The sequence below is a fragment of the Paenibacillus sp. FSL R5-0749 genome, from assembly GCF_038595085.1.
GTDB lineage: Bacteria > Bacillota > Bacilli > Paenibacillales > Paenibacillaceae > Paenibacillus.
In genome coordinates this window covers 3,102,994-3,129,199 of sequence record NZ_CP152005.1, presented here as the reverse complement: position 1 = coordinate 3,129,199, position 26,206 = coordinate 3,102,994, and the positions used below count along the sequence as shown (strand labels likewise).

22 protein-coding genes are annotated in these 26,206 nt (G+C 43.9%); 2 read left to right on the top strand and 20 right to left on the bottom strand.

Annotated elements, in window-relative coordinates:
* Positions 1–347 precede the first annotated feature (347 nt).
* The 12 genes from MKY85_RS13905 to MKY85_RS13850 all read right to left on the bottom strand — a co-directional run bounded on the left by MKY85_RS13905 (position 348) and on the right by MKY85_RS13850 (position 15,340).
* Positions 348–2,066 carry an ABC transporter ATP-binding protein gene (locus tag MKY85_RS13905; protein WP_342572977.1) on the bottom strand — a complete coding sequence of 573 codons (1,719 nt, stop codon included), beginning with the start codon at positions 2,064–2,066 and terminating at the stop codon, positions 348–350.
* A 2-nt stretch (positions 2,067–2,068) separates the two neighbouring features.
* Positions 2,069–2,443 carry a hypothetical protein gene (locus tag MKY85_RS13900; protein WP_342572975.1) on the bottom strand — a complete coding sequence of 125 codons (375 nt, stop codon included), beginning with the start codon at positions 2,441–2,443 and terminating at the stop codon, positions 2,069–2,071.
* Positions 2,444–2,620: 177 nt separating this feature from the next.
* Positions 2,621–3,562 carry an alpha/beta hydrolase gene (locus MKY85_RS13895; RefSeq protein ID WP_342572974.1) on the bottom strand — a complete coding sequence of 314 codons (942 nt, stop codon included), beginning with the start codon at positions 3,560–3,562 and terminating at the stop codon, positions 2,621–2,623.
* A gap of 25 nt (positions 3,563–3,587) precedes the next feature.
* Positions 3,588–5,714 (bottom strand): serine hydrolase domain-containing protein, encoded by a 2,127-nt coding sequence (locus MKY85_RS13890; protein ID WP_342572972.1) that lies wholly within the window; start codon positions 5,712–5,714, stop codon positions 3,588–3,590.
* A 217-nt stretch (positions 5,715–5,931) separates the two neighbouring features.
* Positions 5,932–8,022, bottom strand: a complete 2,091-nt coding sequence (locus tag MKY85_RS13885) for a serine hydrolase domain-containing protein (RefSeq protein WP_342572970.1) — start codon at positions 8,020–8,022, stop codon at positions 5,932–5,934.
* Between the two features lie 23 nt (positions 8,023–8,045).
* Positions 8,046–9,500, bottom strand: coding sequence for an alpha/beta fold hydrolase (locus MKY85_RS13880; RefSeq protein ID WP_342572968.1), 1,455 nt, complete (start codon positions 9,498–9,500; stop codon positions 8,046–8,048).
* A 140-nt stretch (positions 9,501–9,640) separates the two neighbouring features.
* Positions 9,641–10,624, bottom strand: coding sequence for an alpha/beta hydrolase (locus tag MKY85_RS13875; RefSeq protein ID WP_342572966.1), 984 nt, complete (start codon positions 10,622–10,624; stop codon positions 9,641–9,643).
* Positions 10,625–10,792: 168 nt separating this feature from the next.
* A complete protein-coding gene (locus MKY85_RS13870) occupies positions 10,793–11,776 on the bottom strand; it encodes an alpha/beta hydrolase (RefSeq protein ID WP_342572963.1) in 984 nt (327 codons plus the stop codon).
* Between the two features lie 215 nt (positions 11,777–11,991).
* Positions 11,992–13,362: a HAMP domain-containing sensor histidine kinase gene (locus MKY85_RS13865; RefSeq protein ID WP_339242455.1), complete on the bottom strand. Its 1,371-nt coding sequence runs from the start codon at positions 13,360–13,362 to the stop codon at positions 11,992–11,994.
* Positions 13,359–14,033, bottom strand: a complete 675-nt coding sequence (locus MKY85_RS13860) for a response regulator transcription factor (RefSeq protein ID WP_339242454.1) — start codon at positions 14,031–14,033, stop codon at positions 13,359–13,361. Before MKY85_RS13860 ends, MKY85_RS13865 begins: the two co-directional genes overlap by 4 nt.
* A gap of 70 nt (positions 14,034–14,103) precedes the next feature.
* Entirely contained in the window at positions 14,104–14,637 is a 534-nt protein-coding gene (locus tag MKY85_RS13855) for a GNAT family N-acetyltransferase (RefSeq protein ID WP_342572960.1), read from the bottom strand.
* Positions 14,638–14,734: 97 nt separating this feature from the next.
* A complete protein-coding gene (locus MKY85_RS13850) occupies positions 14,735–15,340 on the bottom strand; it encodes a TetR/AcrR family transcriptional regulator C-terminal domain-containing protein (protein WP_339242450.1) in 606 nt (201 codons plus the stop codon).
* Positions 15,341–15,621: 281 nt separating this feature from the next.
* On the opposite strand from MKY85_RS13850, the gene MKY85_RS13845 reads away from it, so the two are divergent.
* Entirely contained in the window at positions 15,622–17,061 is a 1,440-nt protein-coding gene (locus MKY85_RS13845; protein WP_342573365.1) for a DHA2 family efflux MFS transporter permease subunit, read from the top strand.
* A gap of 97 nt (positions 17,062–17,158) precedes the next feature.
* On the opposite strand, the gene MKY85_RS13840 is transcribed toward MKY85_RS13845, so the two are convergent.
* The 3 genes from MKY85_RS13840 to MKY85_RS13830 form a co-directional block, all read right to left on the bottom strand.
* Positions 17,159–18,391: a cytochrome P450 gene (locus tag MKY85_RS13840; protein ID WP_342572957.1), complete on the bottom strand. Its 1,233-nt coding sequence runs from the start codon at positions 18,389–18,391 to the stop codon at positions 17,159–17,161.
* A gap of 211 nt (positions 18,392–18,602) precedes the next feature.
* A complete protein-coding gene (locus MKY85_RS13835) occupies positions 18,603–18,890 on the bottom strand; it encodes a hypothetical protein (RefSeq protein WP_339242447.1) in 288 nt (95 codons plus the stop codon).
* Positions 18,887–20,029, bottom strand: coding sequence for an FAD-binding oxidoreductase (locus MKY85_RS13830; RefSeq protein WP_339242444.1), 1,143 nt, complete (start codon positions 20,027–20,029; stop codon positions 18,887–18,889). The genes MKY85_RS13835 and MKY85_RS13830 overlap by 4 nt, the downstream gene beginning before the upstream one ends.
* A gap of 293 nt (positions 20,030–20,322) precedes the next feature.
* Between MKY85_RS13830 and MKY85_RS13825 the strand changes: the two genes are divergently transcribed.
* The gene (locus MKY85_RS13825; protein ID WP_339242443.1) at positions 20,323–21,138 is read left to right on the top strand and encodes an AraC family transcriptional regulator; all 816 of its coding nucleotides are present in this window, start codon (positions 20,323–20,325) and stop codon (positions 21,136–21,138) included.
* Here the strand turns inward: MKY85_RS13825 and MKY85_RS13820 are convergent.
* The 5 genes from MKY85_RS13820 to MKY85_RS13800 form a co-directional block, all read right to left on the bottom strand.
* Complete coding sequence (locus tag MKY85_RS13820) at positions 21,135–21,776, bottom strand: HAD family hydrolase (protein ID WP_339242441.1); 642 nt, start codon at positions 21,774–21,776, stop codon at positions 21,135–21,137. The two genes, MKY85_RS13825 and MKY85_RS13820, sit on opposite strands and share 4 nt — an antisense overlap.
* Positions 21,777–21,815: 39 nt before the next feature.
* Positions 21,816–22,409 carry a DUF1349 domain-containing protein gene (locus tag MKY85_RS13815; protein WP_339242439.1) on the bottom strand — a complete coding sequence of 198 codons (594 nt, stop codon included), beginning with the start codon at positions 22,407–22,409 and terminating at the stop codon, positions 21,816–21,818.
* Between the two features lie 79 nt (positions 22,410–22,488).
* On the bottom strand, positions 22,489–23,733 hold the full coding sequence (locus MKY85_RS13810) for an MFS transporter (protein ID WP_339242437.1): 1,245 nt from the start codon (positions 23,731–23,733) through the stop codon (positions 22,489–22,491).
* A 92-nt stretch (positions 23,734–23,825) separates the two neighbouring features.
* The gene (locus MKY85_RS13805) at positions 23,826–24,857 is read right to left on the bottom strand and encodes an alcohol dehydrogenase catalytic domain-containing protein (RefSeq protein WP_339242435.1); all 1,032 of its coding nucleotides are present in this window, start codon (positions 24,855–24,857) and stop codon (positions 23,826–23,828) included.
* 41 nt (positions 24,858–24,898) lie between these two features.
* A complete protein-coding gene (locus MKY85_RS13800; RefSeq protein ID WP_339242433.1) occupies positions 24,899–26,206 on the bottom strand; it encodes an aminotransferase class III-fold pyridoxal phosphate-dependent enzyme in 1,308 nt (435 codons plus the stop codon).

Genomic DNA, 26,206 nt, shown 5'->3' with positions numbered 1-26,206 from the left:
TAATAATCAGGTTAGTGGACGTTGTCAACATTATATTTTCCCTTGGTATTTGATTACCACATTTTTAAGCCAAACCAAAAAGCCGCACATATGCGCGGCAAGGTTTAATTGATTTAGATACTTTATACAAATACTTAGTCACCTACTTAAGTTTCTATATAAATTGAACTGAACATTTACACTATACGAAGAGGACAGAAAGAACCTGAAGAAGCGGAGCGTTCGCCTTTATCCCCGGATTTCCCCTTTAAAGAAGGAATAAAAAAATCTGGGGATAACAGCGATCGGAAGGTTATTCTGTCATCGGAGTACCCAGTGTAAATATTTTTTTGTTCATTTTATATGGATTAAGAGTTACTATATTGCACCTGATGAAGACGGCTGTATATACCTCCTGCGGCGACCAATTCCTCATGGTTACCCTGTTCAGCGATACCATCTGTGTTCACTACAATGATTCGATCCGCGTTCTTGATCGTTGTCAATCGATGTGCGATCACAAGGGTCGTTCTACCCACCGACAATTCAGCGAGTGATTGCTGAATAAGTGCTTCCGTTTCCGTATCCAGTGCAGACGTTGCCTCATCCAGAATAAGAATGGGTGGATTTTTCAAGAACATACGAGCAATGGATAACCGTTGCTTCTGTCCTCCGGATAGCTTGACTCCACGCTCGCCAATGACCGTATCCATACCGTCCGGCAACGTAAGAATCAATTCCTCCAATGAGGCACGGCGAGCGGCATCCCAGATCTGTTCGTCCGTTGCACTCAGGTCACCATAAGCAATATTCTCCTTAATGGTACCCGAGAACAAAAATACATCCTGTTGAACGATCCCGATATGCTTACGCAACGATTGAAGCTTAACATCCCGAATGTCCACTCCATCTACAGTGATTCGTCCCTCTTCTACCTCATAGAATCGAGGAAGCAGGCTGCAGATGGTTGTCTTACCTGCGCCTGACGGGCCAACAAAAGCAACGGTTTCCCCTGGTCGAACAGTCAGACTGATATCAGTTAAAATACGGCGACTGGATTCATATCCAAACGAGACGTTCTCAAAACGAATATCACCCTTCACACTTTCGAATTCCACGGCGTTTTTGTTATCCGCAATTTCAGGTTCTGTATCAATGATCTCCAGATAACGCTTGAAACCAGCGATGCCCTTTGGATAACTTTCGATGACTGCGTTAATCTTCTCGATAGGACGGAAGAAGATATTCGATAGCAGCAGGAAGGCCATAAAATCACCCATATTAATTCTGCCATCAATATAAAACCAAGCCCCGCTGATCATGACAAATACTGTAACCAGTCGCATCATCATATAACTGACCGAGATACTTTTTGCCATCGTTTTGTAGGCAAGCAGCTTGGTTTTACGGAAATTCTGATTGTCTACAGCAAAAAGCTCTTTTTCGTGTTCTTCGTTGGCGAACGATTGCACAACTCGCATGCCTCCGACATTGTCCTCAATGCGCGCATTGAAATTGCCGACGTCTCCGAAGAGCCTTCGATACGTCTTCGTCATACGGCCACCGAATACGATAATGACCCAAGCCATAATTGGGATAATGATAAAGGTTAGGAGCGCAAGCTCAAGATTAATGTTAGCCATTAGCCAGAATGATCCGATTAATGTCATCACTGCAATGAACACATCTTCGGGTCCATGGTGAGCAACCTCGCCGATATCGTTCAGATCATTCGTAAGATGACCAATCAAATGACCTGTTTTGCGATTATCGAAGAACCGGAAAGACAGCTTCTGCAAGTGAGCGAACATCTTCTCACGCATGTTGGTCTCAATGTTAATGCCAAGCATATGTCCCCAGTATGTAACGACATAGTTCAATACCGTATTAAGTGCATAGATGGATAACAGCACAATACAGGCAAGCAAAATAAGAGGCCAATCCTGACCGGGCAACAACTCATTAATGAATTTACTGACGGCAAGGGGGAAAGCCAACTCCAGAAGACCTGCGAGTACAGCACATCCAAAATCAATCAAAAACAGTTTTTTATAAGGACGATAATACGAAAAAAAACGACGAATCATACTTATTCACTCTCACTCTCCAGATTCTTATTGGGACCTACATCTTCATTTTGCAGTTCGAAAAGATGGACATACTCGTCGATGACCTGATCAATGGCTTTCAACTCCCCACTGATTATTGGGCGAATATGTTCATACTCCTCCTGACCAAGTTGTCTGGCGAGCGTTGTTCTTCGATTCTGCATCTGTTCCAGAAATACAAGAATCCGGCCGCGACGGAAGGTTTGCGCACCATGGCCCCGTTTCCCCTGATGTTCACCATGTCCTCTGCCACGTCTGGAATGCTCTCCACGTTGCTCGCTGTCACCCACATCACGTCTCGGACGTTCACCTTGACGTACACTTCCATCCGATCCTTCGATCTGTCGATCTCTCATCCTGCCACCTCCATTACGTGTATACATATGTATACAACGCATTCATGTATACGATTGTATACGCGGCGACAAGGAGTGTCAACCTTAATTTTCCAATAAAGTAACTACGTATGTATGTTCATCACCTCTTTCAATAGAAAAAAGCCGCGATTTCGCGGCTTCTTTTGTTGACACACTCTACTCTATTTCACTCATAAACTTCCTATATTCTTGAACCATTTCTTTGGAGCGGGTGTGATGCAAATAATGATCTCCCTCGAAAGTCATCACTTTTCCATGCACTGAATCTTTGACTTGCTCTTCATGCAAGGGTATCCAGCCTTCCGTTTCGGTATCATTCGCTTGTAAGAAGAAAATCAACGGAAGATCTTTGGGGAAAGACAGGTTCTCCGCTGCTTTGAAGTTAGGACCAAAGTTTTCGCCTTCATTCAGATTGTTCGGATTAAACGTATTTTTGAGGGAAAGGATTCGAATTTGCTCTCTGGTTTCATCACCAACATCGGGTGCAATCAGTTGATTAGGGGCCAGTTTCATTAACAATCGGTAGAATCCTGATTTTTTAAGCAGTTTGTACGTTTCAGTTGGGAATGGATCATCGTTACCTCCCTGCGTTGGGACACTGCTCTCGATGCCGACAAAGGAAGTTACTTCGTTTGCATATTTGTTCACATAATCCAGTCCGTATATTCCTGAAATGGAGTGAGCCATGAGCGTATAACGATGAATATTAAGCTGCTGTAACGCTTCATGAATTTCACTAACCATATTTTCCGTAGTACGCTCTTTTTCAGTAATGTCACTTAATCCATAACCGAAAGGTTCAATGACAACGACTTTGTAAAATGGAGATAGCTGATCGATGAGCGGTTTGAAATCAAGGGCTGGGGCGGGTGTTCCATACCCAGGAAGCAATACCACCGTTTCTTTGCCTTTTCCTTGAATCAACACATTCATGTTTTTCCCGTCAACCGCTACAAACTGGCCGTATGATTTTATTTTCCCTTCCTCCGATTTGTTGCTAAATACATTAACAATAAAGACAGTCGCAATAAATAATGCAAAAGCGATAACGATCGCTCCGAATATTTTGAGCAAAATGATTAATATTTTTTTCATCATGATGGTTCTCTCCTGTTGAGTTCATTTACTTTTTTAGTGAAATTTCAAATTTGGCGCCAGCCTCACCTGCAAATACAATACGGCCGTTTTCGGGTAAAACAACAACCTTATTACCGCTGACTACGCTGTGATTAATACAAACTCCGTTCTGATCATAGATAGCGAAGGCTCCATTTGCAGGTAACTTCACTGTCATGACTTTTCCTTTCGCAGTAGCGGGTACCGAAAACCATTTGGCATATCCATCTGCTTGAATCGTTGTTGCGGATTGTTTACCGGAATAGATTGGTTTTACCAATTCCTCACTGACGAATACATAACCTGAAAATGTAAGATACTCTCCATCGTTCTTTTTGAAGAAATGAATGTCCATTGGTTCTCGTCCGGCACTACCCGGAATCTGCAATTGATTGGCTGCTTCGTCTGCTCCAATAATCTTATTATTGGACATATACCCTGGATTCTCTTTATTCATATAAATAGGCACGATCGATGTAGCATTAAGATAAAACATGGATGTGTATTTCGCATTCACCAGATAATATTTTTTACCATCACGCTTTGCCCATGCAGCGTTAAACTCCTTGGGTAATGTATTGGCTTCCAGCTTCTCCGCATTATATTCTGAGAGAGCCACCTGTCCGAGTCCTGGAACGGAGATATAAGATCGAGACCACAGGTAGGTATTCCCATTTTTCTCCACAACGAATTTCAACTTTTCTGTACCATCATCACTCACAAAAGTACCATCTGATGTATAGGTGTATTCTTGAACCGGATGACTTGGAGACGTGAGAGAGGAGACTGTCATTTGTCCTGCCGTATTTATTTTGATCTTCGTCACTGAATTATTGCCACCATATCTTCCTGCAAACTTGGAGATTTCTTTAGGCATCTCAGCCTTCACAGGTACACCAAAAGATTTTTCCGGTTTCCGTTCTTTAATCATGCCCTTTTCTTCAAGTGCGCTAAGTAATAACTCACTCGCAATGAATTGATCGGTTACGCTTGACCCGTCTGAAGAGATCACGGCTGCAGCCATGTTGTATTCCGGAAGTACGACGAGTGAAGAATGATAAGATAACGTATCTCCACCTTTCGTAACAGCCTTGATGCCGTACTCACTGAATGGGAACAAGTCCACACTATCCCACCCTAATCCGTACGACATAGAAGAATCACTATCCTTTGGCCACATGCCTCTTCTGTATTCTTTTTGCTCCATGGCTTCTACCGACTTGTTGGAAAGAATCCCTTTGACCTCTCCTGTGAAGATTTGCGAAAATTTCACCAGATCCTTAGCGGTGGAATATATGCCTCCTGAAGCAATGATATTATAATTCTCTTTTGGAAGTTGTGCCTCATAAAAAGGGGAATAGATTCCCGCCATTTCTTCCGGATTAACTATATCCTGTGGTGTTTTGGTATGATTCATTTTCAGAGGCTCTGTAATATATTTGTGTATAAATGCCGTAAAGCTCATACCAGTGACTCTCTCAACCAGAATTTCAGCTAATGTAAATCCATCGTTAGAGTACACCGAATACGCACCTGGCTCTGCAATCAGATTCTGGGTCGCCAATTGATCCAAAAAGGTATCATGTGCAATGGTATCATTGTCCCCATACAGTATAGCACTACCGTTAGAAGCTCCGGGAAGCCCGGCCGAATGATTCAGCAACATACGGGGTGTAATCTGTTTGTGTCGATTATCTTTCATTGTAAAATCAGGCATATAGTTCACAACAGGCACATCCAGATCGATCTTGCCTTCATCCACCAGCTTCATCACTGAAGCTGTAAGAAACATTTTACTGGTTGAACCAATGCCATAGATCGTGTTCGTAGTAAGAGTAACCTTGTCGTTTAGATCGTTCTTCCCCGTTTGACCGGACACCGTAATCTCTCCACCATCAATGAGCGCATATTGCAGACTCGTCGTACCGTACGTCTCCGTCAGCAATTTAGCTTTTTCGATTACGGTTTTCTTTGTTGTCTCGTACGTAAGGTTAATGCTGTTATTCATGACAGCCGGTGCGGCCATTGCAGATAGCGGGGCTAACATGGTTAACACTACCGTTAAAGCTGCAATTGAAGTTCGTTTTTTGACTGTTCTCTTGACCACGTTCTTCATTTTCTCTTGTTGTATCATCTGCATCTTCTCCTGTCATTATCTCTTTATTAGAGCATCTTGCTTTGGTGCTAAATTAAGCTTAACTAAAATAAATGTACTGCTCGTGACGTCGATATGAACCGAATATGAACGGATAAAATAATTTGAGTACATGATGATTTACGACCCCTGAATCTTCCTTTTTCTCCATAAAAATATCCCCTTTATGAGATACTAAAGGGGATAAGAACTATACCTATTTCAATGAAATTTCAAATGTGGAACCAACGTCACCTGCAAATACAATGCGACCGTTTTCCGGTAAAACAACCTCATTCTTACCGCTGACCACGGTGTAATTAATACAAATGCCCTTTTGATCATATACGGCAAAGGCACCATTTGAAGGCAGTTTAACGGTCATGACTTTTCCATTCACCGTTGATGGTATAGAAAACCATTTGGCGTAACCGTCTGATTGAATCGTTGTTACAGATTGTTTGCCCGAATAGAGTGATTGTACGATTTCCTCACTGGCGTATATGCTACCTACAGCTGTAATGTACTCTACTCCATTCTTTTCAGCGAAATAAATTTCCTTTGAATCCCGTCCTGCCATACCAGGGATTTGAAGATCTGTGACTGCTTTGTTGGCTCCAATAATCTTACTATTGGTCATATACCCTGGGGTCTCTTCATTCATATGAAAAGAAAGAATTGGTGATGAATGGAGATATACAGTTGATGTATACTTCTGATTCACCACGTAGTATCTCTTACCTTCACGCTGCTCCCATGAGGCAGTAATATCTTGGGATAATTCATTGGCTTCCAGCTTCTCCGCCGTATATTCGGAGAACGCCAACTGTCCCAGTCCCGGCATGGATATATAAGATCGAGACCATAGATATGTCCTTCCATTCTGCTCTGTAACGAATTTCAGCTTTTCTGTGCCTTTATCGTTAACAAACGTACCATCCGCTGTATATGTGTATTCTTGAGCCGAATTATTTGGAGCTGTTAGCGCGGATACAGTCATTTTTCCAGCATGATTCATTTCGATCTTCTTCACCGAATTATTAGAACCGTATATACCCGCATACGTGGATATTTCTTTAGGCATATCTGCCTTCACTGGTACGCCAAACGATTTTTCCGGCTTTCGTTCTGTAATAATGCCCTTTTCCTCAAGTGCACTGAGTAATAATTCACTTGCAATAAACTGATCTCTGGCACTCGTTCCCCCTGATGAGGTAACGGCTGCAGCCAGATTGTATTCTGGCAGTACAATTAATGAGGAGTGATACGATATGGTATCCCCACCTTTGGTAATAGCTTTGATGCCATATTCACTGAATGGGTACAAATTCACACTATCCCACCCTAACCCGTAAGATATAGACGTGTCGCTATCCTCCGGCCACATACCTCTTTTGTATTCTTCCTGCGCCATGGCTCCTACCGACTTATTGGAAAGAATGCCATCGACTTCTCCCGTGAAGATTTGTGAAAATTTCACCAGATCCTCAGCAGTGGAATAGATGCCTCCAGTAGCAATGATATTATAATTCTCTTGAGGAAGCTGGCCTTCAACCAAAGGAGAATAGATTCCCGCCATTGCTGCCGGATCAACGACATCCTGGGGTGTTTTGGTATGTTTCATGTCCAGGGGCTCTGTAATATATTTGTGTATAAATGCAGTAAAGCCCATGCCGCTCACTCTTTCAACTAGAATCTCGGCTAACGTAAAACTATCGTTACTATACACCGAGTACGCGCCAGGATCAGCCTTCAGGTGTTGGTTCGCCAATTGCTCCAGAAACGTGTCATGTGAATACGTGTCATTATCCCCGTATAATGTAGCATTGCTACCGGAGCTGCCCAGTAGACCAGCGGAATGATTCAACAACATACGTGGTGTGATTAATGTGTATCGGTTATCTTTCATCTTAAAATCAGGTAAATAGTTCACAATTGGCACATCCAAATCGATCTTGCCATCATCAACAAGCTTCATAACAGAAGCTGTAAGAAACATTTTACTTGTTGAGCCGATGCCGTAGATTGTATCTGAAGTAAGCGGTACTTTATCCTCTATATCGTTCTTGCCCGTTTGACCGGACACCACAATCTCTCCAGCATCGATTAATGCATATTGCACACTGGTCGTACCGTACGTCTCAGTAAGGATCTTCGCTTTCTCCGCTACTATTTTCTTGGTTGGTTCATACGTTAAATCGCTGTTGTTACTCGTAGCTGGTGCGGCCATGACTGACATTGGAGCTAACATCATTAACACCAGAGTTAAGGCGGTGATTGAAGTTCGTTTTCCCGTTTGTCGTCCCATTCACATCATCTCCTGAGTTTAAATTAGAGTTCTTTCGGATCTACAAATTTCACCTCTGGGTAGATGTCGCTCGGCCCCTGAATCAGGTTTCCACCCGTTCCTTTCAATTGTTTGTTAAAGAAATCGAGTACATATTGATTTACGATATTTGAACCTCTTTTACCATTGATCTCTCCTGTGATCCCGGACAGTTTAATCAGTTCTGAATAAAATTGAAGATCCGTGAAATTGAAGTGCTGGGTTCCTTCTATATAAATTACATTTCCCCCATGTTCAATAACATTTTTCATAATGTGCAGCTCATCTGAAAGAAACTTAGTTACTTCGTCATCCGAATTTCTGTCCTTTTCAAAATTGGCTAACCAGTCTTCAAAATTTCCCGATCTGATAAACATAAACGGCTTGTTTATATCATCTCTATCTTCTACTTCATTCAGTGACCCATCCATATTAACCCCGGCCTTGATTCGATGATCCAAATACGTGGCATTAAACGCCGTTGCACCCCCAAAAGAATGCCCCATCGCACCGATGTTATCTACATCTATTTTTCCTTTAAACTGACTTTCAATTGCACCTGAATTCAGCTTTTCAATTTGATCAATTACAAACTCCACGTCTTTTGTCCATATATCGCCAACTTCTCTGCGGTCATCTATGGTTGTCATCTTTGTTGTATACCCCGTTACACGACCATCAGGAAAGAGGGTAGCAAACGTGCTGTACGTATGATCGATTGTCACTACGATAAACCCATGACTGGCCAGATTCTCCGCCTGTGATGCCTGTAGAACTCTACTGGTTCCCATACCATGAGATAGCAGCACCACAGGATAAGGACTTGCCGAAGGTAATATTTCTACATTTTCATAAGAGTTGCTATGACTATATTTCCAGTAGTCGAGCACAAATTCAGGCAGTTTCAAAGAAGCAGAGAAGCTCTGAATATACGTTTTGAACATTTCTTTATTATTTGGAAACAGCGTGTCACGTCTCTTGTTACTAATGTTTTCAGTAGGGTACCAGACTTGAACCATTAACTCCCTCTTATCGGTTTGATCTTCAGTCAAGATTTCATCTCTGTTCTGATCTGTAAAATGGAAGGTTTGAGTACCTACTTTCTCTGGACCCTCTGGCTTCGGCAAATCAAAGACAGGTAAGTATACCGACAAGAGGGTAGAAGCAACAAGCAGAATGACGATTAGGGAAGACAAACTATACTTCAATACCTTTCCTATTTTTAGATGGATCATCTTGTCGAAATGCCGGAGTAAAACAATAAACATGAGTAGTGCCGTCATGATATATACCAAAAGCAACTGCCATCTGTATCCCTCAACCAATAAATGAGCTACGAGTATGACACTGCTTCCTATACCTATACCTAGGCCTGTTTTCTTTGCACTTCTTTTAATAAATAGTAAGTCTGCGAGTAAAGCGAAGCAGGATAGAACTAAAAGTATCTCAAATAATCTCATTTGTATTTCCTCTCTCTCATCACAGCAACGTCCGGATTGACCATGTTGTAGAAACCGCCACACAGGACAGTTTTTCATATTCGTTCATATAGATTCGTTCATACAGATCTGTTATTCAAAGGTTGTACGTTTACCCCTATTTATTTCGCTTCAGCCATAAAAGCTCTAACATTTTCAGCAATTTTTTTGAATTGCGTATGATGTAAATAATGGGAACCATCCATTGGAATTACTTTCCCATGAACCGAGTCTTTGATCTGCCCTTCATGCAAGGGGATCCATCCTTCTACCCCTTCATTATTCGCTTGTACAAAGAGAAGAAGTGGAAGATTTTTAGGGAAGCTTAAACCTTGAGCACCTTTAAAATTGGTATAAATATGGTCCATCTCGTTTAATGAGGTGGGATTGTACATGTTTTTATTCGAAATCATTCTCATCTGCTCAACCGTTTGTTCATCGAATGCCAGTCCCTCATAGGGATCTGCACCCACTTTCATCATTAATCTCAAGAGACCTGTATTTCTAAGAAGAGCAAACGTTTTTAAGGGGAACTTCGCATCTGTAATACTTGGTTGGGTGGATACACTGCTATCAATACCGACAAAGGCCGTAACCTCATCCGTATATTTGTTCACATAATCAATACCGTAAATGCCCGCTATAGAGTGACCCATGAGCATGTACTGCTGAATATCAAGTTGCTGCAGAGCTTCATGAATTTCACTTACGATATTCTCTGTCGTTCTTTCTTTTTCAGTTTCATCACTTAATCCATAACCGAATGGCTCAACAGCAACCACTTTGTAATATGGTGATAATTGATCAATAAGCAACTTGAAATCAAGCACTGGTGTTGCTGTTCCATAACCGGGCAGAAGCACAATCGTTTCCTTGCCTTCACCTTGAATGAGCACATTCATATTTTTTCCGTCTACAGATACATGCTGACCGTAAGACTCAATCTTTTTCGCCTCAGAATTACTGCTAATTACATTTGTGATATAAACAATACCTAGAAACAGAACAATAGCAATTAAGATTGCTCCTAGTATTTTAAGTATAATATTTCGTACCTTCTTGACCCTGGTTCTATTCTTGGCTTTCTTGCCTTCTGGTTGTGTCACGCTGATCTTCTCCTGTCCTAAACTGGTAGTTGGTATTCTTCTTTGCCGATAATGAAACTTTATCTAATGCACATGTACTCTCCGTGACGACAATATGAACTGAATATGAACAAGTAAAGAAATGTTATGACGTGACGGAGCAGGCGCTTATACTAATGAATAATGGGGTTATTGAGATCCTCCCATAAACTCCCTGAACTGTGCAGCGATTTCTTTGGCATGGGAACGGTATAGATAATGATTTGCTTCCAGCAGCACCATTTCACCACGCGCAGAGTTCTCTATTAACTTCTCGTGTTCGGGAACCCAATTGTCCACTGCAGGATGATTCTTTTGAACAAAGAAAAGAACCGGGAGATCAACTGGGAACGTTAACTGTTCAGCTGCTTTAAAATTGGAATACATGCTTACAATTTCGTTTAACTGAGTTGAATTAAACATGTTCTTTTGTATCAAAATGTTCAATTGTTCTTTGGTTTGTTCATCATACGGAAGCCCAGCATATGGATCATCACTCATTTTCAATTGCAAACGTGGGAAACCCAAGTTACGGTACCATTTAATCGGTACGATTTCTGATGCTTCAACCTTCTGTTCACTAATCGCTGGAACACTGGTGTCCAGCCCAACGTATGCACTTACTTCATCAGCATATTTGTTCACATAATCCAGACTATAGATCCCCGATATGGAATGACCCATGAGAATATACCGATCAATACGAAGATTTTGCAGCGCTTCATGTATTTCGCTTACAATATTTGCTGTACTGCGTTCCCTTTCGGTCTGATCACTTAATCCATAACCAAAAGGTTCCACCACGACGACTCTATAATATGGGGTTAACTCCGAGATAAGTGGCTTAAAATCTAGTGCAGGTGACGCTGTTCCAAAACCCGGCAAAAGCACAATCGTTTCCTCGCCTTCACCTTGAATGAACACATTCATATTTTTCCCATCCACGGAAACATGTTGACCATAAGGCTCCATTCTTTTTTGCTCTGAAAAACTACTGATTTTGTTAACCGTATATACGGTAGCTACAAAAAGTAAAATTACTAAAATGATTGCGGCAAGCACTTTTAACAAAATGCTTAACACTTTTTTGGTTTTGCTCTTACTTCGCACTCTTTTGTCTGCTTGTTGATTCACATTTATCTGCTCCTGTCCTCATCTGTGTATTGGCCTAAGAGGCCGTTAATGCAAGCCTAACCAACAAAGATGTACTCTCCGTGACCGGAATATGAACGGAATATGAACAAGCAAAAAAACCATGTGTAACATGCAAGGAAACTTGCATGTTACACATGGTATGAAAATCCGGTATTCAATCATCCGATTTTAATTCTTTGGCCTATCCTGCGAGCCTAACTATCCGTTGGTGGATGGATGGGCAACGTGATGACAAAGGACGTCCCTTGACCAGGTTCACTTTCCACTCGAATGTCACCCTGATGAAGCGATACGATCTGTTTAACGATAGCAAGTCCCATACCACTGCCGTCATATTTACGACTGTGGGAACGATCCGCCTTGAAAAAGCGCTCGAATATACGCTTCTGGTCTTCAAGGGGAATACCGATGCCCGTGTCGGACATTCGGATAGTCACATTTTTGATATCCTCTTCAATACTGACTTTAATCATGCCGCCATCATTGGAGAACTTGATGCTGTTTCCCAGAATGTTCGTCCATACCTGATTTAACTGATCGTGATCAGCCGTCACCTTTACGTTCTCCAAATCAAGCTCGAAATGAATATTGCGCGCAGACCATTGCGGCTGGAGTGCCACGATAACCCTTCGGATCTGTTCATCCAGACTTAAGGTATTGAGCCGAAGTTGCTGTGACTGCGATTCAAGCAAACTCAGCTTGAGCAGGCTGTCGCTCATTTTGGACATTCGCTTGGCTTCAGCAATAATAATATCCAGATAACGGTTCCGCTCTTGTTCTGAGAGGTTTACCTGCTTCAGTGCCGAAGCGTAACCGGATATCGAGGTGAGTGGAGACTGAACCTCGTGCGAAACATTCGTAACGAATTCCCTGCGCATCTGCTCCAACTGCTGCAGATCGTGCATCATCTCTTCAAAACTGCGAGCCAACGTACCTATCTCAGTCTTTTGCGTGATGTTCAGCTTGACATTGAAATCTCCAGCTGCAATCCGTTTGGTCGCTTTGGTCAATTTTTTGATTGGTCTAACCAGGTATACAGAAGCAATCAGAATCAGCAGACTTCCTGCAATCAACGAACAGCTTGCAAAGATTAAGCCAAACTGCACTACAAAAGAGGCGGAGGGCGGTGCGAGTGTTTCCAAAAACATCGCTTTTGTGCCCATTTCCGTCTTGATCGGTAACCCCAAAAGAACGGTAGCGATCCCCTTGGGTGTGTCTTGAACAACCCCTCCATCTAACACTTTTTTAAGTTGCTCTTTCGATACAGCAGCTGATTTATGTCCATTAAGCTTCCCATAAGTCTGGAGCTTGCCCGTTGCATCATAAATTCGAATATGATATGAATCAAGCTGTTTCATAGTGCTAACGAATAATTCTGCTTCATCCAGAGGCATCGTCTTATATATCTGCACTACGTCTTGGCCAAAGTTGCGTATGTTAATTCGGGCATTTTCGTTCAATTTATCTTCGAATATCCAGGTTGACATAAAAAAAGAAATAACTGTACCAGCGATGACAGAGATCAGAAAGGTGAGCACCACACGAATGTATAATGATCTGATCATTCATGGACCTCAAGTCTGTATCCTAGCCCACGCACCGTTTCAATCCGAAAATCAGGTGTCGTCGCGAATCGTTCACGCAGGCGCTTAATATGTACGTCTATCGTTCGATCATCTCCGGCGTAATCAATACCCCATATCTGATCGATCAACTGCTCACGTGTATAGACCTGGCCTGGTGTTCCAGCAAGCTTATATAGCAATTCGAATTCCTTCAGTGGTAAAGTAAGCGATTCTGTACCTCTCGTCACCTTATACGTCTGACGATCCAGAATGACATTGCCAAACTGGATTGTGTGTGTGGAGCCAATTTTATATCTTTTCAGTAATGCTCGGACACGTGCGGTAAGCTCCAATGGATCAAACGGTTTCGTCAAATAATCATCCGTACCCAATTCGAATCCTTTTACCTTCTCCCAAGTCTCTCCTCTCGCCGTCAGCATGAGTAACGGGAGATCCGGATTGGCTCTGCGGAGTTCCTTGCATAATGCCCAGCCGTCCATAACAGGCATCATAATATCAAGCACGACCAGATCCACTGGCGTCTCGCCGTACACGGTGAGAGCTTCCTTACCGTCCGCAGCTTCCACCGTCGTGAATCCATCGTTTTTGAGAAAGAGACAGACGAGTTCGCGAATGTTCGGATCGTCGTCCGCAACGAGTATAGTAGCCATAGATTTTTCTGTCCTCTCCGATACGTTTGAATATATGGTTCAAATTATAGTTAATTCTGATTCATCCTGCTCATTGTATATCCACAGCAAACATCGTATGCTCCTTTAACGTTCCCTGGATCGGGACAGACTGTGACCCGCACGCTGTGAATCCTGCCTTTTGAAGTACACGGATGGAACCTGTATTATCAGGTACCGCGCCAGCCTCGATGCGTGTAATTTCAGTTTCATGTTTGGCAAATTCCAGCACACATTGCAGGGCTTCGCTCATATACCCTTTTCCTTGATGCAGCACATCCGTCACATAACCTACGATCCATTTGGGGGTTGAATCCATTATGATCTTGAACAAAGAAATTTCACCCACAAGTTCATCCGTTGTATGTAGAAAAATACCGAAGGAATAGCGAATTCCTTCTTCTCTTTTCTTGTCCCAGCTCTCAATGAGTTCCCTTTGCTTTTCCAAGCTGTAGTAAGAGTCATCCCGATGACTTGCAGAGGTTCTCTCAATTGCCTCACGATTTCGAACCTGAAGATCCAGAAGCAATGAGGTATCCTCCACCTTCCAAAATCTCACATATATACGTTCTGCACTATATTTCATTACATTAGTCCTCCTCTGTTATGTATGAGTCGATGGCCTGCATTTTCCCTGTCATATCCCCCCGTTTGCTGCCATTGTTCAGTGGATTGTAGTTTGATTATATCAGGTCATTATAAGAGTATGAACGGATCAATGAGAATTGTTTCGCCAGAAAATGCGGAGAGTAAGGCATGTCATTACGCAGCCAGGCAACAATGGTACCAATTAAAGCAGACGAACCATACCAGATGGCGATTTCCTTGTGAATGCCGGAATCCTCCAGCACATCTTCCATTTCGGCTCGATCTATCTTAGCTTTGACCAAGGTACTTAACAGCTTCAGGAGTCGTTCTGTGAAAATGGGCGTGCGCTTCGTGGCAAGTACCACCTGATAGAATGAAGCGTTCTCTGCAAAATGCTCCAGTAACTTGACCAGAACTGGCCATGCCTCTTCTGTTCTTTGCTTCTCAAAATGAGGGGCATATTCTTCCACGATCCGTTCAATATGCTCAATCATCTCATCAGCCATCTTCTCCATCATATCCGTAATATCCCGATAGTGCAGATAGAAGGTTACCCGATTGATCGTCGCTCGTTCGGCAATTTTGTTCACTGACAATTTCTCAATATCCATTTCCTGCAGCAACTCCACAAACGCACCTCGAATTAACTGACGTGTTCGCAATATTCTTGGGTCCACAGGCGATTTCTTCTCATCTTTCACGTGTATCCCTCCTTCAAATTTGGAACATTACAATTTTAAACAATCAGTCGTTTATATTCGATTTACACAACAATATCATAACATTTGTAAAATAAACGACGAAAACACCTCATAACGTAAATTGTAATCTGTCCGAATATGTATATAATTCAATAAATACAATGTAAACTATACAACACGTTGTAAATTTAGTCACGTTTGGATTGAAAGGATGAAAAGGATTGAGTCAGGTTAAGTTACAAGATGAATCTTCCGTAAAGAAAGGCCCTATTCTGTTTATCATGATTCTGGGAGCCTTCCTTGCAACGTTGAATCAAACGATCATGAGTGTCGCTACACCGGAACTGATGGGTGATTTTAACATCTCCGCCGCAACAGCACAATGGTTAACGACAGGTTACATGCTGGTAAACGGGGTGCTGATCCCCATTACAGCCTACTTCATGCAACGCTTTTCAACCAAGCAATTATTCCAAGCTTCGATGTTTATTTTCCTAATCGGTACCATCGTATCCGCTCTTGCAACCAACTTCGGCACATTGCTGACAGGTCGCATGATTCAGGCAGCAGGTGCTGGGATTATCATGCCACTCTTGATGCACGTTATTTTGACCTTGTTTGCCCCTGAGAAACGAGGTTCAGCTATGGGTATGGTTGGTTTTGCGATCATTTTCGCTCCTGCCATCGGGCCTACCCTTGCCGGTTATATTCTAGAGAACTACTCTTGGCAAACGATGTTTTATGGCATGATTCCATTAACACTTATTGTCATTGCCTTTGCCTTTGTATACCTGAAGAATGTATCCGAACGGGTCAACACCAAGTTCGATACGATCAGCGTGGTGTTGTCCACCATCGGATTCGGCGCATTGCTGTATGGATTCAGCAGAGCAGGAAGTCTGGGATGGTCAAGTGCAGAAGTACTTATCTGTATTGCTGCTGGTCTTGTTGCACTTGCGCTGTTCACTTGGCGTCAGCTCGTTTCGGAAGATCCATTGCTTGATCTGCGGGCTTTCAAGTACAACATGTTCTCCCTGACCACGGTCATTAGTATCGCAATTACCATGATCATGTATGCTGACATGATGTTGCTTCCCTTGTACCTCCAGAATGCACGTGGTTACACTGCACTGGAGTCCGGTTTATTACTCCTTCCGGGTGCCCTTGTTATGGGCTTCCTGATGCCTGTAGCCGGAAAATTGTTTGATCGATTTGGAGCAAAATGGCTCGCTGTTATCGGGATGGTTATCACCATTGTGACCACCATTGGTTTCATCGATTTATCGGATTCAACCAGTTATGGTTACCTGGTGTTAATGTCGACCGGCCGCCGAATTGGTATGGCTTTGCTCATGATGCCGATTCAAACTGCAGGGCTTAACCAACTGCCACCAAGACTGGGTGCACACGGTACAGCCATCTCCAACACCGTCAGACAAGTTGCTGGCGCTGTAGGTACTTCATTGCTCGTGAGTGTTATGACCTCACGTACAACAGCACATATAGAGGACATGATGGCAACTGGTGCAGCCAATGGCCTCAGTCAACAACAGTTGGCTACCGAGTCCATGATTCAAGGTATCAATGATGCGTATGTTGTTATCATCGGTATCGCTGTCGTGGGATTGATTCTTTCCTTCTTTATTAAACGCACCAAACAAGCCAAAGAGGAAGAAGTCAAACAGGTTGTCAGACAAAAGGTTTCCATGAATTCAAATTAAGTTATCCAGACTCATACTTGCATAACAAAGCGGCAGACCAAGACGTTCACGTCTGATCTGCCGCTTTTTAGGTTGTCCAATGATGAAACTCATTCCCTTAGCCGACAATCTTCACTGGCAGATGGGTCAGTGACTGTCCCGGAGCTGAAGCGGCCAGATTATCCTCCAGATCAAAAGACTCCACGGGTTCAATCCGAGCAATCTTCTCTACAAATGCAGTCAAGGCAATACTTAATTCCATTCGCGCCAGCGGAGCACCCAGACAAAAGTGTGGACCATTACCAAAGGTAAGATGTCTTTTATTATTATGACGATGAATGTTTAACTCAAACGGGTTTTCAAACATCTGCTCATCCATATTGGCTGCACTCATCCAGGAAATGACAACATCCCCTTTTTTCAAGTCCACTCCAAGCAATTGGTTATCCTGCTTCACTGTTCGATGCCGCTTAGCATTATGAAACCGATAACGAAGCATTTCTTCCACTGCTAGCGGCACCAATTCAGGATTCTGTCTAAGTTGTTCATACAGACTCGGATCATCGTACAGGAAGGAATAGAACGTATTGGAAACCATATGGCTCGTTGTCTCAATACCAGCTCCAAGTAAAAGCATGGTCGTGCGAACAACCTCATCTTCCGTGAACTTCTCCCCGTCAACTTCAACACTCAACAGATCCGTAATGATATCCTCACCAGGATGGGTCCGTTTATGAACCACTATAGGATAGAGAAATTGATAATACTCTTGAGCTGCCGTCTGTTTTTTCTGTTCACTCTCCTCAGCAGTCTTCGGATTGGTGGGTTGAAACAGAATATCTACCCAGTTCTTAAAGCGATGACTGTCTGTAAGAGGGATACCAAGTAGATCGGCCATAACCATCGAAGGCAGGGGAGCGGCCAGCGCCTGAACCATATCAATGGTCGTATTCGGTTTAATATCAGCTACGAGCTGCTGTGCAATGTTGCGAATTCGTGGCTCCCAGTTTTTCAGACTACGCGGTGTAAAAGCAGCGGATAACAACGAACGACTTTTTTGATGACGGGGCGGATCGATACTTGAAATGTTTAATTTGTCCGGAGGTGTGCCTTCGTTGTTCTTCGCTCCGACCGCAATGGTCGTTCGAGTTCCTTCAGCTGAGAAATACTCATGATTGCTTAGGACCTGCTTCACATCATCGTATCTGAACACATTCCAGGTATCTGTATCTTCGTGATAGTACACAGGATGATCGGACAACATTTGTTGAAACCAGTGAAGTGGAAAAAACTCTTCAGATCTGGTCTGGAACCCTGTGATGTCCTCAACACGTATCACTTCTTTATACATTCGAAAGCCACCTCTCAGAATAGTTTCATGATTGGTTACATGGGTACCTGAATTGACAGTTCTGCACCCACTTCTATTTTATACCACCCGTTCATTTATTGGTATAAATAATTTGAACTAAATCAACAAAACCCCTTGAATAAGGGGTTTTGTTGTATACATATCGTATATTTTATTGTCAGAGTTTCAGAAAACACGAGATATGAGCCGATTAATCGCCCAGTTTCACCAATGCTTCCTCTAGCTGATTCAGCTGTGCAGACAGGATTTCAATCAAGTTCTGCGTCTGACTAGCCTTCTCCTTTAAGAATTGCTCGTCCGAACCGACTTTCGATGCATTACCGATTGGTGATGACTTCAATTCCGACATTTCCCGCTCGTATGTTTCTTGTTTCTCCATAGCGATTCGCAGTTCTTCTTTTGTCGTACCAATCTGATGCTCCAGATATATAATGTCGGACGAGTTCGCTCCATCGGATAAACGTTGTGAATAGGTCATGACTCACCTCTTTCCATCTCATCCATTGCTTTGCCAACATTGTACGGCTCAATATCGATATCCAGTTCCATGCCAAGAGCCAATTTGGCCAATTGACTCCCGATAAATGGCCCCATGGTCAAGCCAGAAGCACCCAGGCCATTCGCCGTAATCAGCCCCAGCCACCCCGGCACAGCTCCCATTACGGGCAGAAATCCAGGTGTGAACGGACGGAATCCAACTCGCACTTCCTGGAATGTGCTGTTTGTGAGACCCGGTGCCAGTTCCAGACCTTTATTCAAAACCTCCTGCATACCTCCTGCAGTTACTCTTGTATCATAACCTTCCACATCATTTTCATGAGTGGCCCCAATCACAATCTTCTGTTGATCAAAGGCCAACAGATATTGATCTGACGGGGGCATAATCACAGGCCAGCGGCCTGTATCCGCCTCCTCCGTGACATGCAAATGCATAATCTGTGCCTTTTGATAGTGTACTTTAAAGTGTATTCCGAGAGGCTTCAGGAGTGTATTGGCCCACGCACCTGCACATACAACGACTTCATCTGCCAGCAAATGCTGATCATTAACACTCACACCAATGACCCGATCTGCTTCGAATTGAAGCGTGGCGTCTCCATGGACCACTTTCGCTCCATTACGCTGTGCAGACCGGATTAAGGCATCCCGCAGCGCCCGTCCATCTATACGTGCAGCACCGCTAATATGTACCGATTGATAACGTTCATCCAGCAATGGAAAACGATCACGAGTTCCTTTGGCATCAAGAGGTGTAATCTCACCAATCTCCGGTGCATCTGCTTTTCGAAGCTGTGCCCGTTCTTCCATTTTGTTGATTTTATCCTCATCCGTATGAATGCTGAGCGCGCCCACTTGAGCATATCCGGTTTCCGTTTCTCCTTCTTCCTCAAGCTCCGCTATGATACCAGGATAGAATCGCGCACCAGCCTTGGCGAGCTGATACCAGTCCTGGTTGCGTCGCTGTGACAACCATGGACAAATGATACCGGCTGCTGCATCGGTTGCCTGTCCTATATCTTTTCGATCTATGATGATTACTTCTGCGCCCCGTTTGGCTAATTGATAGGCTGTTGATGCCCCCAGAATACCCGATCCAACTACGATGACTTTCTTCATGTTTGCATCCCTTTCCTTAATCACTCATCCGTTATAGCGTATACTGTTTCGCATTCTGTTGGCAAGGCAAGCGTACTTTCAGGTCCATAAATGGAGACTGATCTGACTGCGGTTCATGCTAGTCCATCCAGATAAAACAGTTGCATCGTTTTCTTGAAAACGTTTTATTATCACTCGCCATTCAATTAAAATTATTCCATTTATGTAATATAATTCATTCTAGGTTTCTTTTAACTCTGTAACCACGCCACTTACGCACATGATCCTTTAACGAAAAGAGGAATAACACGACGATGCCGAAACCTAGCATGGGGAATCCACTGGATACCGATATGCCGCTCATGATTACAGGGCAAAACCAGTTGACCGTTGATGAATTGATGAATTGGAGCGACCATTCACGGGATTACAGCATTGTACAGTGCATCGGAGGAACAGGGCGAATCGCAGCTAAGAATCATGAATTTTCGATCAAAAAAGGGACAGCTCTCATTTTGTTTCCGGAGGTAACATACCGTTACCACAATCTGAGTGATTCATTACGATTTGATTGTCTGTCTTTCAATGGCTATTTATTACCACGATTCTTGCATACCTTGCAGATCGGGGAGCTGCGCGCCTTCAAGCCGGATGGAATGCTTCATATCCTGTTGCATGAAATTACGTTGGCGCTGCAGTCCCGGCACAAGGATCAGATCTGGCACGTATCCGCATTACTGTACATGCTTTTGGTCAGATTAACCATTGAAGGTGAACGCTATAGTGCTTACGAACGTTCCAATGCCCGATTACGGTTGGATGAACTCATTACTTTTATCAAACAAAATTATCATCAGGATCTCTCTCTCCCCATGTTGGCTGAGCAGATGGACGTGACCGAACAACACCTGAATCGGATATTTAAAAAAGAATTCCAAATGACTCCATTGGAGTATTTGATGCGATATCGGTTGTTGAAAGCCAAGGAAATGCTTATTGAAAATGATGCAACTACGGCTCATGAAATAGCGCATGCCGTTGGATTTAACAGTGCCAGTTACTTTGGATCGGTGTTCAAAAAATACGAAGGGATCTCCCCGATCGAGCTACGCAAGCAATATCTGGATTAGAGAATCTCCATATCAATCTCGGCCAGCGAGGATAACCGCAGTTCATGCATGGCGAATTCCAGACTACGCGTTACCTCGTTAGGCACGATGATGCAACGAATACCTGCGGCGTTGGCTGCTTTCAGTCCGTTAGGAGAGTCTTCGAACACAATCGCTTCCGAAGCCTCGATTCCCAGACTCTGGAGAGCAAGAAGGTACAGTTCAGGATCAGGTTTGACTCGCTTCACATCTTCTGATGTATGAACGACTTTGAAATAATCAAAAATGCCTAATTTCTTCAAGTAACCATGAACCCAGTCCCGTGTGGAGCTGGAAGCAACAGCAAGCTGAATCCCCTTTTCCCTCGCAGACTGAAGCAACTCATTCACCCCTGGAAGAATAGCCGCCTGTCCCAAATAAGCTTCGTATTTCTGTTCTGAGAGCAGTTTGATATGCTCATGATCAATTTTTCTTTGAAGCGCCTGCTCCAGATACAAAAAAGGATGAAATTCCTCAAAGGATGTTCCCACATTTTTCGACCATAGGTCCAGACCAAGTTCAACACCGTGCTCTTCATAGATATCGCGAAACGCATAATACCACGGCGTCTCTGTATCCACAATGAGTCCATCAAAATCAAATATGAAAGCTTTTACCATGAACCTGTTCTCCCTCCAATGATCGGCCGGGGGAGCGGATTAGAAGCGTGCAGTCAAGTCCGGACGAGTAACATTGACAGACAAAAAGTGACATGTACAGCCCGTTCCAGTCGGCGATTGTGCAACTAATCCAGCTCGAAGTTCCCCTTGTGTCGGCATGCCGAAATATCGAATAAGTTTCCACTCTTCCCCATCAGGAGAATAAAAGAATGATATGCAGTCCTCTACTTTGCGTATACGCAGATAGGGATTAGATACAGAGACTTCAACCGAATTACAATCATCGGATGAACCATCACGTGTGACCACCGACACGATGGTAGGTGCTTTTCCATCATACTCAAAACAAATTTTGCACCAATTGAGATCATCCGCCATGACCATCAGGCATCCGGAATCATATTGATTTTTCATATCTACGGTTAACTGGGTTGTGATTTCGAAGTCACTAGGTACAGGCATGGACAGGAAGGGTGCAGTTGCACGAATATGCTTGCCCGCAGGGTCCTGGAAAAAGTCAGTATCCGCTTTCGCTTCCACCACCACACCTCCCTGATCCGTGTAGGACCAGCTCTCGGGCTCGTTCATCCAGCTCCACTGATTCCGCGCTTCTGTTGTCATTATGTTCGTCATTCCGTATCCTCCCAAGTGAAGTTAATTTTTAGTTTTTTCTGTACTACATATTCGATTCATATACAGAAAACCCCTTCTTCTACATATTTTTGTAAGGTTTCAGCACTTGGGAGTGCTTTTGTGGATCAGGCAGGAAGAACATGATGATCATGAGTACGATGTATAGACCAAGAATGACACTGAACAACAGCGTTGGATTGTGATGGTAGAGCAAGCCCGTCAGGTAACCCGATGGAATAGCTGTTAACGTCATAACCGTCTGCACAGCCGAGAACATGTCGGCTTTTTCATGCGTCCCCAATCGGTTCATCAGCAGGGAATCTCGATACGTCTGCAAAATGAAGTTACCCGCAGCGAGCACGATTAGCGTGAGAAACAACATGCCTATATTCCCCACCGGAATCAACAGAAAGAGAATGGCCCCCGCCGTACTAAGCACAATGGAAAAACCAACATACTTCTCTTCCGAACGCCGTTTCAGTCGCGGAATAATGACCAGATAGAGCAGCATGACAGTGACCGCAGTCACCACTGGGATAAACGAAATGACACGGTCATCGAATTTCAACTGTTCCTTGAAGAAAATGACCTGAAAGAAATTCAGCTGCAAAATCAGATTCGACAACACCGTAATCAGAATGATCGGGAACAGTCTTCGTTTATAGAACGATTTGCCGAACAGGCGCAGACTGGCTCCCAAGCTCTGAAGCACGCGGGTTTTACTATGCAATCCCATAAGCTCCTTACCAACCTCGGTCTCATCCGTGTATCGATTACGAATGAAAAACATGGCCGTCATGAGGATGCCCCCGACAAAGTAAATGCTGGCCAGTGTAGGTACAATTCCAAAATCAGCTATAACAACTCCTGCAATTGGCGTAAGTACCCCGGCTCCTGTAATAATCATGTTGAGAATAGCAAATACCTTGGATCGTTTGTGTTCCTCAACATCCTCTATGATCAGACAGTTAAAGGCAACCGTTACAAACTTCGATGTTGCGTTAAGCAAGTAGGCGATCAGAAACAGCCAGAAGTTCTGGGAGAAAGCCCAGATGAACATGGGAACACTCCAGGCAAGCAGGTCGAAGATCAGCGTTGTTCGTTTACGCCCCAGCTTATTGGTAATGGAACCCGCAAACAATTGAAAGATAAAAGCAAAATAAAGATTCACCGAATTGATTAAACCGATTTCGATATCCGAAAGTCCGGCTTCCTTCATATATAAAGGAGCGTAGAAGAGAACGATCGTGCCCGGAATGGCCCATACCGGTTCGAGTAAAATGGAGTAGCGTGGATTCTTCGGCAAATCTTGAAGCAATTTCAATCGATATCCCTTCCTTCTGCGGTTTTCACCGCTGCGAATTCCAACTTCTCGCAGCGGCAAACCCGCTAATGTCTACATGCCTATAGTACCTCTTATAGGATAAGAGCTGTTTTGACCGAGTTCATCGGCAATTTCTCTCCAGTATGCATGTCATAACCAATCGTTCCATTAAAGGCCCGTTCATAATCACTCAGCAGTTCTTTGGCTGTCACCATTTGTTCCAGCTCCGGGATGCTTTGGGCAAATTTCAGTGCCGTGCTGATCATCGAGTGGTTAGCAACTGCACCGATGATACTGATGCCATCATTAATCACGGCTGTTGATTTGAAAGTCACCTCATAGCTGTCGTCATATCCCATCGGAATAATCTTTCCACCTTTGGCAATCATCTCAAATCCCACATGAAGCTGGTTACCAACCGCGTCCACCACAATATCAAACTTCTTGTTATTATTGATCTCGTATACTTGATCCAGTGTCAGATCCTGAGGATAGAACACATGATCTGCGATCCCTGAAGCGAACTCTTTGCGATATGGATCAACTTCCGTGCCTACAGTAAGCCTTGCCAATCGTTTACTCACAAGCTGACACAGGGAACCGATTGCACCTGAACCGAGGACCAGCACAGCGTCGCTTGGCTTAGTCCCTGCTTTCATGAACGTCTGAAGCACACATCCCAGTGGTTCGATCATCATGGCCGTTTCCCAGCTCATGGAATCCGGGATGGCATAGATATACTTTTCGTCCCCAACAAAATATTCAGCAAAGGTTCCATGTGTCGTCATCCCTACTTGATAGTCATCAAAATTCTCGCAGTAGATGAACAGACCTTCACGGCAATAGGAGCAGGTTCCGCAAGATTGCGTGGGATCAACCAATACCCGATCGCCAATCTTGAAACCGCGAACTTCTTCACCCACCTCAACAACGGTGCCCACACCCTCATGACCGATAATCGTGCCTTTATTGGCAGGTACTTTGCCTTTGACAATGTTCAGATCTGTACCACAGATACCTGAACCATAGATTTTGATTTTCACCTGGTTTGGCTTTTGAATGGTTGGCTCCTCAATCTCCTGATATGTCACCTGTTTGAGATCCTGATATACGAGTGCTTTCATTGAATATTCCTCCTAGTTGATTGTAATTTCTAAATTATGGATTAGACTTCAAACGTTTTCGATAATTGCATCGAATGGAGATGTTCCTGCTTCTGAATCTCTTTCCAGTCTGACAGGGTCTGTAACAGTGCTTCCTCAACCCACAGCAATTCTTCCCGTGTATGGGCATCTGAGAAAATAAAGTAACCTTTGGTGAAAATGCCGAAGTGAGCCATTCTCTTCACCATGAACTCGCGGAAAGGGTCCGTTTGAAAGTTATTCTCGGCCAGGGATTGAATGCAGAAGCTCGCATACGTCCCCTTCACTTCCAATTGATCTGTTAATCCAAGTAACACAAGTTCAGATGCCAGACGATCCATAATCCGGGTTGCCGGATCTCGCCAGGTCGGCCATACTTTCGCATTTTTCATTAATCGTTCACAGGCAATGGCTGCCGCGAGCGCTGTTGTTTCGCTGGAATGGGCATTGCTGAATCGGACTTGTCCCGACAGAGACATCAAGTGCTCAGGCCCCAAAACCGCTGCGAGAGGTAAACCGTTTGCCATACCTTTGGAGATACAGAGCAGATCAGGCCAGATGTCATATTCTCCTGCTGTAGCCTGTTTGCCCATTCGAATACCGGAAGTAACCTCATCGAATATGATAATGATGTCCAGAGACCGACATAGGTTTACGACTTCCTCCAGTGCGTCCCTTTTCCACTCGTTGGGACATAAAACAATACATGCGATATCCTCGGGAGATGAGGTAATCTGGGCCTCAATTCGTTCTGCAGTAGGTTTGTTGACCCAGATTGTCGAACGCTCGATATCTACTGGAATGCCCCGTTCTTTCGTCTGGCCACCATAATAACCGTATGCGGACCAATCATGCCACCCATGATAAGCCGTCGCAATAACCTTGCTCTTGCCACTTGCGGCACGAGCAAGTCGTACGGCCCCACTCACTGCATCGGCACCACTCTTGGTGAAGCGCAGCGACGGATAACGACCCTCGAACCGCTCCAAAATTAACTCGGCGCATTCAAGCTCGATGTCGGCCGGTACCGAAAAGCTTGTCCCTTTTTTCAGCTGGTGGATGACGGTTAGTTGGACTTCATGCCTCGCATGGCCCCAAGACGCCGTACCCATGGCCATTTCGCAATCCAGCCATTCATTACCGTCGATATCTGTAAATCGGGATTTGTAGGCCTCTGCACAGCATACGGGTGTATGCCCCGGAAATAAACGTTCAGGTGCTTTGGCTAAAGTGCTGCATCCGCTCGGAATTACCTTTTCGACTTGCTCCAACCACTCCAGATTACGGGTAAATCTTACGGCACGATCGAGCGTGCTCTCTTTTTCTTTCAC

Coding starts and splice junctions, on each gene's coding strand:
- MKY85_RS13820 (WP_339242441.1), bottom strand. CDS start 21,776: ATGGTAAAAGCTTTCATATTTGATTTTGATGGACTCATTGTGGATACA.
- MKY85_RS13845 (WP_342573365.1), top strand. CDS start 15,622: ATGATTCTGGGAGCCTTCCTTGCAACGTTGAATCAAACGATCATGAGT.
- MKY85_RS13885 (WP_342572970.1), bottom strand. CDS start 8,022: ATGGGACGACAAACGGGAAAACGAACTTCAATCACCGCCTTAACTCTG.
- MKY85_RS13835 (WP_339242447.1), bottom strand. CDS start 18,890: ATGACCTATTCACAACGTTTATCCGATGGAGCGAACTCGTCCGACATT.
- MKY85_RS13905 (WP_342572977.1), bottom strand. CDS start 2,066: ATGATTCGTCGTTTTTTTTCGTATTATCGTCCTTATAAAAAACTGTTT.
- MKY85_RS13840 (WP_342572957.1), bottom strand. CDS start 18,391: ATGTATAAAGAAGTGATACGTGTTGAGGACATCACAGGGTTCCAGACC.
- MKY85_RS13880 (WP_342572968.1), bottom strand. CDS start 9,500: ATGAGATTATTTGAGATACTTTTAGTTCTATCCTGCTTCGCTTTACTC.
- MKY85_RS13900 (WP_342572975.1), bottom strand. CDS start 2,443: ATGAGAGATCGACAGATCGAAGGATCGGATGGAAGTGTACGTCAAGGT.
- MKY85_RS13855 (WP_342572960.1), bottom strand. CDS start 14,637: ATGAAATATAGTGCAGAACGTATATATGTGAGATTTTGGAAGGTGGAG.
- MKY85_RS13860 (WP_339242454.1), bottom strand. CDS start 14,033: ATGGCTACTATACTCGTTGCGGACGACGATCCGAACATTCGCGAACTC.
- MKY85_RS13825 (WP_339242443.1), top strand. CDS start 20,323: ATGCCGAAACCTAGCATGGGGAATCCACTGGATACCGATATGCCGCTC.
- MKY85_RS13895 (WP_342572974.1), bottom strand. CDS start 3,562: ATGATGAAAAAAATATTAATCATTTTGCTCAAAATATTCGGAGCGATC.
- MKY85_RS13890 (WP_342572972.1), bottom strand. CDS start 5,714: ATGATACAACAAGAGAAAATGAAGAACGTGGTCAAGAGAACAGTCAAA.
- MKY85_RS13830 (WP_339242444.1), bottom strand. CDS start 20,029: ATGAAGAAAGTCATCGTAGTTGGATCGGGTATTCTGGGGGCATCAACA.
- MKY85_RS13815 (WP_339242439.1), bottom strand. CDS start 22,409: ATGACGAACATAATGACAACAGAAGCGCGGAATCAGTGGAGCTGGATG.
- MKY85_RS13805 (WP_339242435.1), bottom strand. CDS start 24,857: ATGAAAGCACTCGTATATCAGGATCTCAAACAGGTGACATATCAGGAG.
- MKY85_RS13865 (WP_339242455.1), bottom strand. CDS start 13,362: ATGATCAGATCATTATACATTCGTGTGGTGCTCACCTTTCTGATCTCT.